The organism is Hymenobacter sp. HD11105 (assembly GCF_054051685.1).
Genome location: NZ_JBSWBR010000002.1, coordinates 395,368 through 409,748, shown reverse-complemented (window position 1 = coordinate 409,748; position 14,381 = coordinate 395,368). Strand labels below are relative to the sequence as shown.

Sequence of the window (14,381 nt, the reverse complement as noted above, 5' to 3'; positions counted from 1 at the left end):
CTGCGACAGGGACTTTTTGCTGACTTGTATGGAAACGAATTAGTGCTGTAGGTCAATTAATCGCTGTTCTAATAAAGTATCCAGTTGGGGCCACTGGGTACGATTAGCAAAGGTATAGTCATGGTAGCAGGCCAGGAATTGTTCGATCTCCAGCTTTACTTCCTGTAATGCGTCGGGGTGAGTAGAGATAGCGCGCTCGTAATCGGCTGCTAAGCCGTAAATCCATCCTATTTCCTTATCCGAGTCTACTAGGGTGCGCAAGCGGTAAAGAGACCGAACAATTTGCCCTAAGCTTCGGGTACCGCGAGCTAGGTGCCAATGCAGCCATCCAAGCGCCGGCCGCACCGAAAAGGTAACGGCCGGAAATGACATCTTTAGGTATGCCTGTATTTGTGACTTATCAGTGCGCAGGAGACGATATAGCTGCAGAAAGAATGGATCAGGCGACGGGTCACGCCACATCACCTCATCTACCCAATCGCTTACCTCAGCTAGCGAAAACACTTCCAACTGTAAACCAAGTCGGACAAAAAAAACCGCCTCAGCCACAGGTACTGTTTCGAATTCAGCATCCAGATTCATCGCTACCTTTTCTTTATGCAGGTAAATAGCGTATTAACTTATGCGGTACTGCACGCGGGTCATAATAATGGTCGAGCCCAAGCGTCTATCAGTCAAACCACAACTCATACAAACGGCCTGCATATTCCAAGTGGGAATATGCAGGCCGTTTACCTTTATTGCGTGGGTGGCGTACTTGCTTACGCTAGTCTATAAACTGCCGCTTCAGCTTCTCGCTGGCATCGCGCAGGCCGGCAGCCCAGGAAGCTCCGGCACCTTCCGCAAACAAGTCTTTGCCGGGAATACCCAAGCGCCAGCGGACGGTTTTGTTGTTTTCGGGGTTGGTGCCGTCCTCGCGCAGGTAAACGTCGGCGGCTACTATATCTTGGCGGAAGCGCATCACACGGCGCAACTCACTTTCTACCTGATCCCGGAGTGCGGCGCTTTCGGAAAAGCCTACGGTCTGTAAATCCACTTTGATGTTATCGATATTGTACTGCATAGGGCAAAGAGAAAAGAAGGTGAAACTACCTCGCTACATTGTCAAACGTGGCGAGTGGGCCTTTTTTAGTACGGGAATACAGCAGGGCGGTTACCCGCTGCTGTCAGTTATGAATTCCAAGCTGAGTTTTGTGTTGGGGGGCAAAAGTTGGTTTTGCTTGTATCTTACCCTATTGACAGCAGCCTTCGTAGGTGTAGCGGCGCCCGGCGCCCAAGCTCAAGCGCAGCAGCTTGACACCACAATTATCGTATACACTGGCCAACTGACGGGAGCCTACAGCGCGGGGGGCGTAAATCGGACGTTACTTTCCTCCACGCATACCGCCTCCTTTACGCGGGGCGAGCATGTAGGCTTGCCTTTGAGCGGCAGCTTTATCTATGGCAAGCAAGACCGCCTGCTTAAAGAGCGAGAATTCCTGCTAAACGCCACCCCTTACTACCGCCTAAACCGCTTCCGCTTCTACGGCATCGGCGGATTCGAGAGCAGTAACCTCCGCGGCATCGAGCGGCGGGTGCAGCTAGGCGCCGGTCCGGGCTGGGCCTTTTACTCCGATTCGCTGGGGCGGGAAGTATCGGTGAGCAACCTACTAATCCGCGAATCGACCAACTTTCGGGATGGCACTGAGCGTGTGACGGCTCGTAGCTCGGCTCGCCTAAAAGTGGCTTACTCCCACAGCATTCTTACGATCAGCGCCCTCACCTTTTACCAGCCTTCGCTAGAGGATTTTGCCGACTACCGCTTCAGCAACCTAACTACGCTGGCCCTCAAGCTTACCCGCCGCCTGGCCGTGAATTTCACGTACAACTACACCCACGAGAGCCGAGTAATTGAGGGCCGCTTCAACGATAATACGAACGTAACGCTGGGAGTCTCTTACGCGACGAATAAGTAGAACAGCTCTCGAAAAAGGCAATTATCAGCATTAATTAAACTTTGCCGCGCTTTAGCATTCTAACTAGCTCATCCCCTACTCCCTTACTTGGAAGACCAAGAAATCCTCCTCAAGTTCTCTGATCCGGCGGCCCGCAATGTGGCCTTCAATCAACTTGTGCGCAAGTACCAGCAAAAGGTGTACTGGCACGTGCGCAAGATGGTAATTGACCACAACGATGCCGACGACCTAACCCAGGATGTGTTTGTGAAGGTGTGGAAGCACCTCGGCAACTTTCGCCAGGACGCCTCCCTTTACACCTGGATCTACCGCATTGCTACCAACGAGTGCCTGAACTTTCTGCAAAGTAAGCGGCGCAAATTTTTCTTACCCATGAACGATGTGGGGGCCGAATTAGCCGCCAAAGTTGAAGCTGACCCTTTACTAGCCGGCGACGAGATAGAGCTGAAACTGCAAAAAGCCATTCTGCGCCTGCCCGACAAGCAGCGCTTGGTCTTCAACCTCAAGTACTACGAGGAGATGACCTACGAGCAGATGGCTGACGTGACTGGAACCTCTGTAGGTGCGCTCAAGGCCTCTTACCATCACGCAGTAAAAAAGATTGAGCAATACGTGACCGATGAATCTGCTACCGATTAAACCTCACGGCCTTAGCGGCATCCAATGCATATGAAAACTCCTTTTCGGCTCGATGACCACCCGCGCCGGCCGCAGCATCCGCTGGCTCCACCCCCAGCTGGCTACTTTGATCAGCTGCCACGCCAGATAATGGTCCGCGTACAGCCCGAGGCGGCCACGGAATCTGTGACCTGGGGCTGGCTGACTTCCCTTTCTCGCCCCTTGCGCACGGCCTTGGCTTCGGCTGTGGTCCTGGGGGGCTTTTCAACTGCCTTTTACCTGAGCCAATCGACTATGCAACCCGTCAATTTGCCCCCCAGCACCTCTACCACGCTGGCGGCTGTACCCGAGTCTGCGCTTGTCAACTATCTGGCCGTGAATAACCAGCTAGAAACCGAAGACTTAGCTTCTCTGCCGCTGCCCGATGATAATCTGATGGCTTATTTCCTGCAAGCCTCGCCCCAGGACCTAGAAGCTGCTTTGGGGCCGCAGCCGCTCGATGAGGCGTATTACTAAGCTCCATTTGTCTCTCCTCCTTTGTTTATTTCTTTCACTATGAATATTTCCTTTTTCTTTTCCCGCTTCGGGTTGGCCTTGGCCCTGCTACTCACGGCGCTGCCCAGCCTTCGTGCTCAGGATTCGCGCGCCGATGCGGAAGCACGCATCGAGAATGCGCGCATTGCTTATATCACCCGTGAGCTCGCACTTACACCGGAGCAGGGCCAGCGTTTTTGGCCTTTGTACAACGAGTACAGCACGAAGCGCCGTGAGCTGCGCAAGTCGCACGATGAGTTGCGTCGCAGTGCTTCCCCCACCATGACCGAGGAGCAAGCCCGCGACAACCTTAAAAAGATCGTCGCTAATTCGAAAAGCGAGCTGAACATGACGGAAGACTATTTCGCTAAGTTGCAGAAAGTAGTTTCGGCTCGGCAGGTAGCACAGCTTTACAAGGCTGAGCGCGAATTCGGCCGTTTAATGATGCGAGAGATGAAGGGCCAGCACCAGGAAGGCCGGGCGGGTGGTCGCCCCACTAAGCCTTCAGAAAACAAATAACCAAGCTGGCTTTCATTAAATGAACCTAAAAAGGAGGCTGGCCCATCAGTCTCCTTTTTTGTTGGATAGTACCGGCTGGAGAGCAAACCCAACCAGTCGGTTCTATCTAACTCATCCTGAGAGCAGGCCGACGGCCACGTGGTGCGTACTTTTGCCCCACAGATGCTTTTTTACTGATCCGTATGCTTACCCCTCGTCAGCTTTTCCTTCGCCATCAGGCCCAAACGTCCGATTCGCCTTTGCTTCTTGAAATTGAGAGGGCCGAAGGCGTGTACATGTACGGGCCAGATGGCCGCCGCTACCTCGATTTAATATCGGGCATTGGGGTAAGCAACGTGGGCCACCGCCACCCACGAGTTATTAAAGCCATTCAAAACCAGCTAGATAAATATCTGCACCTCATGGTGTATGGTGAGCTGGTACAAGCCCCGCCGGCCGAGCTTGCACATGCGCTACACCAAACCCTGCCAGCCCATCTCGATGCGGTGTACTTTACTAACTCCGGTACAGAGGCTGTAGAGGGCGCGCTAAAGCTGGCCAAGCGCCATACGGGCCGCTCCGGGCTTATTTCTTGTAACCGTGCTTATCATGGCTCTACCCACGGCGCTTTGTCCGTCACCGGCTCCGAGGATTTCAAACGCAGCTACCGGCCTCTGTTGCCCGATGTGCGCCACATCGAGTATAACGACTTCGCTGACTTGCAGCATATTACCGAACATACTGCGGCCGTCATCGTCGAAACGGTGCAGGGCGAAGCGGGCGTGCGGGTTCCGGAAAACAACTATCTGCAAGCCTTACGTAAACGCTGCCTCTACACTGGCACGCTCCTAATTCTGGACGAGATTCAGTGCGGCTTCGGGCGCACGGGCTCGTTCTGGGCCTTCGAACAGTTTGGCGTGTGGCCTGATATTCTGGTGTGCGCTAAAGGTATGGGCGGCGGCATGCCTATTGGGGCATTCATTGCCTCCCAGGCTATTATGGCGGGCATACGCAGCAACCCGGTGCTAGGTCATTGCACTACGTTTGGCGGCCATCCGGTATCATGCGCGGCCTCGCTGGCCACACTACGTGTTATTCTGGAAGACAACTTACTTGCCGGCGTAGCCGCAAAAGCCGCTCAGTTTCGGCGGCTTCTGGTGCATCCGGCAATCCGGGCCGTCCGCGGGCAGGGCCTGCTCATGGCTGTGGAGTTTGATTCTTATGCCGTGCTCAAGCCCATCATCGACCGCGCCCTTGAGCATGAAGGCATCCTGACTGACTGGTTTTTGTTTTGCGATAATTCACTTCGACTGGCCCCACCCCTCACCATCACGAATGCCGAGATTGATGAAGCCAGCGCCGCCCTGCTGCGGGCCATAGACTACGCAACAGGCCAGCCATAGTCAGATACCGAAAAGCCCGACCAGTATTCTACCGGTCGGGCTTTTTCATGACAATGTAGCTTGATTAGCCTACGTACTGCTTTACCACGCGCACCAAAGCATCAAAATCGAGCGGCTTAGGCAGATAATCGGTGATGCCAGCCTCACGAAACTGCTCCATCGAGTAGTTATTAGCGTTGCCCGTAATTGCAATGATGGGCACTTGAGCCACTTGGGGGTTCGAGTTGCGACGGATTTCGCGGGTGCATTCCATGCCGTCTTTTACCGGAATATTGATGTCCATCAACACGCAGTCGATAGACTGACTTTCCATTTGCTTAATAACCTCATTCCCGTTTTTGGCCGAAAGGATGTGGTATTTCTGCAGTTCAAGGATTTTCTTGGTAAGGTTCAGAATAACGGAGCTATCCTCCGCAATCAGAATCGTTTTGGACTCGGCCATGATTGAATAGATTTAGTTTCAGTAGACAGAAGAGAGGTGGAGAATGGAAAGAACGGTATTTAGATTGAATTACACAGCCTGTGTGACGGCGGGATAAGTGGTTACAAACTCCGTAAAGTAACGCATTAGAGCGGAAAAACGCTGTTCAATTCCAGTCAGTTTATTTTCTTTGATGGTATGTTCCAGACTCTTAGCACATTCGGCGAGCTGATTAATGCCTAATGTAAAGCCTGTGCCTTTGAGCTGATGTAAATGTGGTAAAATCTGCGCGTATTGTTTTGCTTTGACCAAAGCCTCTGCCTCCTCAAGTAGCTGACCAGCTTCCCGCTCAAAGTCATTGTAGAGCTGAGCGGCAAAATCGCTGCCTCCTAACTGGCGCAGCTGCTCGACTACGGAAGCATCAATGCCGCTCGCAATTTCCTCGGGCAATGGCTCCGCAACCGGCACTGGCGCCGCCGCAGGCGTAACCGCCTCTGACTCCAAAGCTACCATGCGGGCAGCCGGAGTTGTTTCCATCGTAATAGTCGTCCAGCGGCGAAGCACGCTGTACAAATCCTGGGTTTTGACGGGCTTAGACACGTAACCGTCCATGCCTTCCTGCACGAAACGCTCGGCATCTTCCTTCATGGAGTATGCCGTCATGGCTACTACGGGGGGCGTTTTTTTGCCCAAGCGCCGCCGAATCTCGTTCATGGCCGTCACGCCATCCATTTCCGGCATCTGGATATCCATAAATATGATATCGTAGGTTGCCTTGGGATTTGTGGCTTTGCTAATGGCTTCGAACCCGTCGCTGGCCACGTCGATTTGGCAGCCCAACCGGTCGAGCAGGCGTACTGCTACTTTCTGGTTGATAGGGTTATCATCGACGAGCAGCACGCGGGGGGCATTTTCGAAGTGAGATACTTCTTGGGTTCGCTCACGAGCCGTAACGCGCTCTTGCAAAATCTCTTCTGCATTGCGAGCCACCCGGCACCGAATCGTGAACCAGAAGGTACTACCGACGCCTTCGTTAGAAATCACACCAATTTCGCCCCCCAGCAGATCGGCGAGCTGCTTGCTGATGGCCAAACCTAAACCAGTGCCACCAAAGGCCTTCGTCGGGGTATTATCGAGCTGGGTGAAATTCGTGAATAGTAGTTTTTCATTCTCCGACGAGATGCCAATACCCGAATCCTGCACTGCAAACCGCAACGTATGATTGTCGCCGTCAGTCGACACCGATGATACCTGTATGTTCACTAATCCTTGAGAAGTGAACTTAATAGCATTGGAGGTCAGATTAGAAAGCACCTGCAACAGACGCGTTTCGTCGGTGTGGATGAAGCGCGGCGTGTGGGGCGTGATGTGGTAGCTAAACTGCAGGTCTTTTTGGGCCGCCCGGTTAGAGAACAGCGAATGCAGTTTATCGAGCGTGTAATGCAGATCAATACCTGATTCACTTAGTTGAAGCTTACCGGCCTGAATCTTCGACAAGTCAAGGATGTCATTCAGAATAGCCAACAGTGCATCCGACGATTTGCGAAGTGTATCGACATAATCTTCCTGCTCCTCACTCGACACCGTCTGGTGCAGCAGATCAATCATACCAATAATACCGTTCATGGGCGTGCGCAACTCGTGGCTCATATTCGCCAAGAATTGGGTTTTAGCATGGAGGGCCGATTCCGCCTCATTTTTGGCAAGTTTGAGCTTTTCCTGAGTCTGGTTCAGCTCCGTGATATCGCGGGCAATGCCTTCAGTTCCACTCAATGCCCCCGATACGGCGCGTGCATTGATAAGCAGCGGTACGCCGTGGCCGTCCTTATGACGCAACGTAGCCGGGAAGTTGCGCAATGACCCAATCGTAGCCACCTCGGTCAGGAGTCGGTCACGGTCTTCTGGATTCATATAATAGTCCACGATGCGTTGCCCGAGCACTTCTTCCGGCTTATAGCCAAGCACTTCGTACACCGAGGGACTGACAATGGTAATAATCCCTTGGTCGTCGGTGCGGTAATAGATATCTTGAAAGGACTCGAAGATGGCGCGGAATTTTTCTTCTTGGGCAGCCAGCTCCAGCTGTGAGCTTTTCTTTTCGGTGATATCATGGGCCATGCCCGATATTTCCTCAAACGAGCCGTCGTCGAGGTAAATAGGGTTAAGGTAGATTTCGCGCCAAGTATCCTGACCGCGGGCATCGCGCAAGCGCACTTCAAAGCGCTGAGCGAGGCCCTGAAAAGCCTTCTTGTAGTTCTCCTCGAACAGCTGGTGAGCCTCTTCCTCCATCATGGCCATATCAGCCTGCCAGAGGTTGACATTCAGGACTGGGTACACACCATTACGCCGCAGGAAATAAGCGGCGTAGTTGCGGTTGAAAGAGGTAAGCCGCGAATGCATATCCACGGACCACATTAGGTGGGAGCCACTTTCAAAAATGGCATTCAGCCGCGCATTCTGCTTATTGATCATCTCCTCATTGCGCTTGCGCTCAATGGCCAGGGCTACCTGGTTAGAAATGAAGTGCAGAATCTCAATGTCGGTGGTTGCGTAGGCGTCGGCCTTGTGGTAGTCCTGCACCGCAATCACGCCGATAATGCGCTCCCCAATGCTCAGGGGCGAGCAAAGCATAACTTCCGGCATCAGGCCAAAGGCGGAGATGGTACCCTCCGCAATCAGGCTGTGAAGCTCTTCCTTCAGTAAAAATTGTGGCCGCCCCGTCCGGATGATATATTCTGATACGCCTGTAGAAAACGGCCGAGCGCCCATTCCACGGCTGCCCTGAGAATTTTGATCGACGAAATACGCAAACTGTAACTGAGTGCGAGCGTCGTCGCAGAGGGCAATGTAGAAGTTATTGGTCTCAATAATCTTGCTTAGCTCCCGATGAATAGCACCGTAGAGCGAATTCAAGTCCTTGGAGCTAATAGCAAGATTAGCAATACTATAGTATACTTTCTGCAGTCGTTCGGCCTTAATACGGTCGGTGATGTCGTGCAGAATGGCGCGGGTCGAAACGGGCTCATTATCCTGCCAAGAGCAGGAAATACTGCCAATTAGGTGAACCGGCTTGCCCGTTTTAGTCAGAAATACGGTTTCGAGCTTATTTACCTTCTCGCCCTTATACAAATTGCGCAGCTGATAAAGCAGCTTGGCTTTGTAGTATGGGTGTACTACCTCATTGAGACTGAGCTGTGTAAGGTCATCGTCGTTGTAGCCCAGCTTTTCTTTCCAGGCCTTGTTCACGAACAGAAAACGATTGTCAATGCTCAGATTCTGAATCAGATCGTGGGCATTGTCTAGAAAGTCCTGCAGGCGGTTCCGATTGTCGGTCAGGGCGCGGGCGGCTACCTGCCGATCCGTGTGGTCGCGACCCACAAAAAAGGCCCCCACAATATTCTGGTCAAGGTCGCGCGCAAATTCTACGTGCCAGTGCACAAGGCGCGTCTGGCCAAGCTTGGTCAACAGTGGAAACTCGCAGGAATCTGCTACATGCTCATCCTGAATGTTTTGCAAGAAAGCCTGCCGGCTTAGTTCCTGGTCGGAGGCGGGCGGAAAAAGGTCAAAGTAATTGTGCCCTATCAACTCAGCCCGCGAATACTCGGTGAAGTTGAGAAAGAACTCGTTTACGTCTTGAATAACGCCTTGCCGATCTACCAGCACATACGACAGATCGGTGCGGCTGAGTACATCGCGCAGTTGCTGCTGAGTGCGCTCGGCTTGCTGACGCTGTTCACCAGACTCATGGCGGCGCCGGCCTTTGGTCACGTCGCGCAGGGTAAGCTGCACGCGTACCCCCACAGGCAGCTGAATCCGATGTAAAGTTACCCAGCCATCTACGGTCACATGGTCGGTGCGGCGGCCGTGCCACCACTTCGAGAATCGTTCGCCGGTACGGGCCGTGAGTAATATCGCCTCGCGCAGCATGAGCTCCGAAAGCCAATGATCTTGGCGCTCATCGGCGGGGGGCATGGCAAATGCCATAAGGCCCGAAGCCAGCAGCATGGGTCGTGTAGTACCCAGCAGGCGCAGAGCAGTTTGGTTGCAATCTACCAGTAGGCCGTGTTCGTCGTAAAGTAATAAGCCATCGTAAGCATCGTCGAATAAGGTGCGATAAAAGTCCGGCGGAGTTGGCATGTTTCCCAAGGCGGAGGGAGCAAGCGATGATGCGGAGCGAATAGGCATTGCAAGGGGTAGCACCGACAGGTCAATTGAAGTCAAACCACCGGCCGGTACGCGGTTTAACTTTCTAAATTTGTCAAAAATATATCAAAAACTGCGCTTTACCATCGAATTTCGCTCGTCGGTAATCAGCGTTTTGTGTCCGCTAACTTATGCGTCCATTGCTCTTTGCGGTCACCACCGATCTAAACTACGACCAGCGAATGCAGCGAATTTGCAGCAGTTTAGCTAGTCATGGTTACGAAGTATTGTTGATAGGCCGTGAGTGGCCGCATTCGCAGCCCCTAACACCACAACCGTACCAGCAATATCGGTTAAAGTGCTTATTCAAAAAAGGCAAGTTATTCTATTTAGAATATAACTTAAGATTGTTTGCTTTTCTACTTAGTCATAAAGCAGCAGTTTGGTGTGCTATCGATTTGGATACTGCCCTTCCCATTTGGCTGCGGGCTAAGCTGAGCAGTCAGCCGTTTGTGTATGACGCTCACGAGCTGTTTACGGAGGTACCCGAGGTGGTGTCTCGTCCAACTATTCAAGGTCTGTGGCGATTGGTTGAGCGCTTCATTGTACCCCGTGCTACCATAGCGTATACAGTAGGTCCGGCTCTGGCAGAGTGGTTTCAGCAGCGCTATGGTCGGCCGTTTGCCGTGGTACGTAATGTCAGCCGCCTGACTAGCGCGGATTTGCCCCCCACGCCTACTGAAGATTCCCTAAATGGCTACATTCTGTATCAGGGCGTGCTCAATGAGGGCCGCGGCCTGGAGGCGCTGCTTGATGCCATGCCCCAAGTGAGTGCACGCTTAGTTATTTGTGGCGAAGGTGATCTGTCGGCGGAGTTGCGCGCCCGAGCCGAACGGCTGGGCCTGCTAGCTAGTGGGCAGGTCGAGTTTCGTGGATTTGTACTCCCCACAGAACTGCAAACCATTACGCAGCAAGCCAGCTTGGGGGTGATGCTGCTCGAAAACCGCGGCTTGAGCTACTACTATTCGTTGGCGAATAAGTTCTTCGATTATCTACATGCCGGAATACCGCAGCTGGTGGTGGATTTTCCGGAATATCGTCGGCTCAATGACCTTTATGATGTGGCCGAGGTAGTAGCCCTTACACCCGATTCGCTAGCGGCGGCTATCAATCGTTTACTGCGCGCCGACCCCGCTCGCTATCAGGAGCTCGCCCAAAATTGTCGTCGTGCCCGCCTCGAACTGAACTGGCAACGCGAAGAGCAGGTCCTGCTCGCCCTCTACGCTTCCTTAACCAAGCCCACACCCATAACCGCCTAAGTATGAGTGATTCTTTGCCTGAAAATGCCCCCCAGAAGTCAATTCTCCTGGTAGTAGCTGGTCCGACGGCCGTTGGCAAAACGGCGTTGTGCGTACGGCTGGCTCTGCAGCTTAATACGGTGGTAGTATCGGCCGATTCGCGGCAGTTTTATCAGGAGCTGAGTATTGGCACAGCCAAGCCCACCACGGCTGAGATGCAGGGCGTGCCGCACTACTTTATTGACTCCCACTCTATTACCGAAGAGTACAACGCCGGCCGCTTCGAGCTTGATTGCCTGGCCTTGCTACAAGAGTTATTTCAGCAGCACGCCGTCGTTATTCTGACTGGTGGCTCGGGTCTGTACTTGCAAGCCGTAACTGAGGGTTTTGATGTGATGCCACCGATAGAGCCCCAAGTGCGAGCCGACTTGCAACACGAACTCACGGCAAATGGCTTAGAGCCATTGGTAGCCGAGCTCTTGGCCACCGACCCCATTACGCACGCCCGCATCGACCGCCAAAACCCGCAACGAGTGCTACGAGCCTTAGAGGTGACGCGCGGTACTGGGCAGCCCTTCTCTAGCTTTCATGCCCAGAAAAATGCCCCCCAGCGCCCATTTCAGTCGCTCAAGATTGCTCTCACTCGAGAACGCGAGGAGTTATATGCCCGCATCGATCAGCGCGTGGATGAGATGCTAGCCGCGGGTTTGCTGAATGAAGTGCAATCGGTGCTGGCGCACCGCCACCACAACGCTTTACAGACTGTAGGTTACCAAGAGCTATTTGATTTTCTGGATGGTAAGCAAGATTGGACCGAAACAGTACGCCTGGTTAAGCGCAATACGCGCCGCTACGCCAAACGTCAACTGACCTGGCTGCGCCGCGACCCGGCCTACCACTGGCTGCACCCTGATGAAGCTGAAACCCAAATACAAGCTTTGCTTGCTGCCCAGAATGAAACTAGTCAGCGCAATGACTCAGAGTAAAGCAAGTTAAAAGCGACGGCCTATGTTGAGTTGAAGAGAAGCTAGGGAATTGGCAAAAGTATCGTTTTGAAATGAGGCTTTGCCGCCTGCTCGCCAGTTTTGTGCGCTTCCGAGTGCTACATCCAGATTCACGGAGAACATATAGCCGGCGTGCCAGCCTTCCTCATGGTCTAAATCAAGGGTGGCTTCGTTGGTCGCGAAGTTGAGGTGATTTGCTGGTGAGCCGTAGCGGTTGGAATAACCAACGTAACCGCCACCACCCGCGAAAAAGCGCACCTGTCGGTCATTACCAAACGGAAATATGTACACCTCCTGCTCCAGATTAGCGGTCTGGTAACTCAAGGCATAAGGCACATTGACACTGGGACTGCCAGGGCGCTGCGGATTAGAGACCGAAGCAACGTTCTCTCGATTACCGCCAGCCATTGCTAAGCGCGTACCAGTACCTAGGTGGTGCATAAAAAGGCGCCCGTATTCCACTTGGGCCTTAAACAAACCATAATCGCCGGTGCCCATCCCCGCTGTACCGATTCCTAGTTGCAAGCTTGAAGTAGGGGGCAAACTATTAGCAGTTGTTTGTGCGCTGGCAGTTATAGCAGCAGTACAAAGAAGCATAGAGCAGCTAAGACGGATGTAGAGAGATTTCATACAGTTGTATTGTACAATTTTATAGAAGAAGTAAAGTGCCGTAATATACTTGGCAGAGATGAGCTTATCCGTACCAAGCACAAAAAGGCGCCAAAGGGCGCCTTTTGTAAAAAAGAATTTTCAGAAAATCTATACAGACAAAATCTCCACCATGCGCATAAAGCTTTGGTTGATAAGCTTCTTCTTGTAGATAGTATCTTGAAAAGGTGTGTAAACCAGCTTACGGTCAACAATGCCGGCCATCACATTGTGCATGCCGTTCAGCAAACCTTCTACGGCCGCGATGCCAATTTGAGAACCCAGCAGCCGGTCGGCGGCGGTGGGAGAACCGCCCCGCTGTACGTGCCCAATGATAGTAACGCGGGTGTCCATTTCTGGAATAGCTTCTTTTACTTTAGCCGCTACGCTGGTGGCGCTACCTTCCTCTTCACCCTCCGCCACGACAACAATAAAGGAAGTTTTGGAACGCTTCCAGCCTGTGCGTAGCGTGTCAATAACAGCGTCGGTCGACATTTGCGTCTCCGGAATCATCACGATTTCGGCCCCTCCGCCAATGGCACACGGAATAGCAATGTAGCCCGAGTCGCGCCCCATCACTTCAATAAAAAAGCAGCGGTCGTGGGAGTCGGCGGTGTCGCGGATCTTGTCTATAGCTTCCAGCGCCGTGTTTACGGCCGTATCGTAGCCAATGGTGTAGTCGGTGCCAAACAGGTCGTTGTCGATGGTACCGGGGGCTCCCACGGTAGGAATGCCAAACTCCTGTTCAAAAAGCATTGCCCCGGTGAAAGTACCGTTGCCGCCAATAGCTACTAGGCCATCAATCTTGTGATTCGTAAGCTGATCAAAAGCCATCTGGCGGCCTTCCTTCGTCATGAAGGTCTGGCTGCGGGCCGACTTTAGTATGGTTCCGCCCTTCTGTACCGTGTTGGATACGGAGGCAGAATCCAGCTTTACAATTTCGCCTTTAATCATGCCCTTATAGCCGCGCATGATGCCATATACTTCAATGCCATGATACACGGCCGTGCGCACTACGGCCCGAATGCAAGCATTCATGCCCGGCGAGTCGCCGCCACTGGTAAAAACTGCAATACGTTTCATCGTCAATCAAAAAGGTAATTACCCAAGCTGGGCGGGGCAAAGGTGGCAATTCTGAGTAATATTGGCGGAGGAAATATTATATCCGGTACTTTGTTCGTTCTAAATTGCCCCCCAGCGCTTAGCTGTTTTTTGGTAGTTTGCGTATGGGACGCTATTGGAACCTTCAAGCTAAGCTACTACCTTACCAGTCGGTCCGTACTTATGTTTCGGCCATTTCTGCTTCACCCATCCCCTTCCCACCTGTACTTAAGCAACGCTCCGTATGTTTGGTTTTTTTGAAAATGAGCAAACCAAGAAGATCAAAAGCCATATTGTGAACTTGGCTGCCTTGGCCAAAGCTGATGGCCATATTGATGAGCGGGAAATGAATTTTATTGTAGCCATAGGGCAAAAGAACGGCATGCGGGCCGCCGAGGTCCGCAGTGTTGTGGCCAACTCGGGCTCTGTCAACCCGCTACTACCAGACAATGACTCCGAGCGCTTTGACCAGATATTTGACCTCGTGGATATGATGCTAGCTGACGGCATAGTGGATGATAATGAGATGGAATTCTGCATTGATATGGCCGGCAAGCTAGGTTTTCGCAAAGCCATCGTGGGCGTGCTGGTGCGCAAGATTTCTATGGGCGTGAAAGATGGCTTGCCCCGCGAGCAGATTAAAGAAGAAACCCAGTCTTTTTTGAATTACAACGCTCAGGACGCCCAAGGCGAGTAGGCTCACCTATATTGGCCGTCGTATTAAAGCTGGCCGGCGCGCCCGGCAGCTGATTTTTCTC

General features: G+C 52.7%; 14 protein-coding genes. 8 read left to right on the top strand and 6 right to left on the bottom strand.

Annotation, left to right across the window (positions count from 1 at the left end; all coding sequences use genetic code 11):
- Nucleotides 1–39: 39 nt before the first annotated feature.
- Nucleotides 40–582 (bottom strand): hypothetical protein, encoded by a 543-nt coding sequence (locus tag ACW9KT_RS08130; RefSeq protein ID WP_457079165.1) that lies wholly within the window; start codon nucleotides 580–582, stop codon nucleotides 40–42.
- Between the two features lie 184 nt (nucleotides 583–766).
- The gene (locus ACW9KT_RS08125) at nucleotides 767–1,063 is read right to left on the bottom strand and encodes an HPF/RaiA family ribosome-associated protein (RefSeq protein ID WP_457079163.1); all 297 of its coding nucleotides are present in this window, start codon (nucleotides 1,061–1,063) and stop codon (nucleotides 767–769) included.
- A gap of 109 nt (nucleotides 1,064–1,172) precedes the next feature.
- On the opposite strand from ACW9KT_RS08125, the gene ACW9KT_RS08120 reads away from it, so the two are divergent.
- The 5 genes from ACW9KT_RS08120 (at nucleotide 1,173) to ACW9KT_RS08100 (ending at nucleotide 5,008) form a co-directional block, all read left to right on the top strand.
- A complete protein-coding gene (locus ACW9KT_RS08120) occupies nucleotides 1,173–1,955 on the top strand; it encodes a DUF481 domain-containing protein (protein WP_457079161.1) in 783 nt (260 codons plus the stop codon).
- An 87-nt stretch (nucleotides 1,956–2,042) separates the two neighbouring features.
- On the top strand, nucleotides 2,043–2,594 hold the full coding sequence (locus ACW9KT_RS08115; RefSeq protein ID WP_457079159.1) for an RNA polymerase sigma factor: 552 nt from the start codon (nucleotides 2,043–2,045) through the stop codon (nucleotides 2,592–2,594).
- A 30-nt stretch (nucleotides 2,595–2,624) separates the two neighbouring features.
- Nucleotides 2,625–3,089, top strand: coding sequence for a hypothetical protein (locus ACW9KT_RS08110; RefSeq protein WP_457079157.1), 465 nt, complete (start codon nucleotides 2,625–2,627; stop codon nucleotides 3,087–3,089).
- Nucleotides 3,090–3,128: 39 nt separating this feature from the next.
- Nucleotides 3,129–3,626 (top strand): Spy/CpxP family protein refolding chaperone, encoded by a 498-nt coding sequence (locus tag ACW9KT_RS08105; protein WP_457079156.1) that lies wholly within the window; start codon nucleotides 3,129–3,131, stop codon nucleotides 3,624–3,626.
- Between the two features lie 182 nt (nucleotides 3,627–3,808).
- The gene (locus tag ACW9KT_RS08100; RefSeq protein WP_457079154.1) at nucleotides 3,809–5,008 is read left to right on the top strand and encodes an aspartate aminotransferase family protein; all 1,200 of its coding nucleotides are present in this window, start codon (nucleotides 3,809–3,811) and stop codon (nucleotides 5,006–5,008) included.
- Between the two features lie 64 nt (nucleotides 5,009–5,072).
- On the opposite strand, the gene ACW9KT_RS08095 is transcribed toward ACW9KT_RS08100, so the two are convergent.
- Together ACW9KT_RS08095 and ACW9KT_RS08090 are read right to left on the bottom strand one after the other, a co-directional pair.
- Nucleotides 5,073–5,450, bottom strand: a complete 378-nt coding sequence (locus tag ACW9KT_RS08095; RefSeq protein ID WP_457079152.1) for a response regulator — start codon at nucleotides 5,448–5,450, stop codon at nucleotides 5,073–5,075.
- A gap of 69 nt (nucleotides 5,451–5,519) precedes the next feature.
- The gene (locus ACW9KT_RS08090) at nucleotides 5,520–9,566 is read right to left on the bottom strand and encodes a PAS domain S-box protein (RefSeq protein ID WP_457079150.1); all 4,047 of its coding nucleotides are present in this window, start codon (nucleotides 9,564–9,566) and stop codon (nucleotides 5,520–5,522) included.
- A gap of 197 nt (nucleotides 9,567–9,763) precedes the next feature.
- On the opposite strand from ACW9KT_RS08090, the gene ACW9KT_RS08085 reads away from it, so the two are divergent.
- Together ACW9KT_RS08085 and miaA are read left to right on the top strand one after the other, a co-directional pair.
- Entirely contained in the window at nucleotides 9,764–10,891 is a 1,128-nt protein-coding gene (locus ACW9KT_RS08085; RefSeq protein WP_457079148.1) for a glycosyltransferase, read from the top strand.
- 2 nt (nucleotides 10,892–10,893) lie between these two features.
- On the top strand, nucleotides 10,894–11,856 hold the full coding sequence (miaA, locus tag ACW9KT_RS08080; RefSeq protein WP_457079147.1) for a tRNA (adenosine(37)-N6)-dimethylallyltransferase MiaA: 963 nt from the start codon (nucleotides 10,894–10,896) through the stop codon (nucleotides 11,854–11,856).
- 6 nt (nucleotides 11,857–11,862) lie between these two features.
- Here the strand turns inward: miaA and ACW9KT_RS08075 are convergent, their stop codons facing one another.
- On the bottom strand, nucleotides 11,863–12,417 hold the full coding sequence (locus tag ACW9KT_RS08075; RefSeq protein WP_457079145.1) for a hypothetical protein: 555 nt from the start codon (nucleotides 12,415–12,417) through the stop codon (nucleotides 11,863–11,865).
- Nucleotides 12,418–12,633: 216 nt separating this feature from the next.
- Nucleotides 12,634–13,605 carry a 6-phosphofructokinase gene (pfkA, locus tag ACW9KT_RS08070; RefSeq protein ID WP_457079143.1) on the bottom strand — a complete coding sequence of 324 codons (972 nt, stop codon included), beginning with the start codon at nucleotides 13,603–13,605 and terminating at the stop codon, nucleotides 12,634–12,636.
- Nucleotides 13,606–13,867: 262 nt separating this feature from the next.
- Between pfkA and ACW9KT_RS08065 the strand changes: the two genes are divergently transcribed.
- Complete coding sequence (locus tag ACW9KT_RS08065; RefSeq protein WP_457079141.1) at nucleotides 13,868–14,320, top strand: tellurite resistance TerB family protein; 453 nt, start codon at nucleotides 13,868–13,870, stop codon at nucleotides 14,318–14,320.
- Nucleotides 14,321–14,381 lie beyond the last annotated feature (61 nt).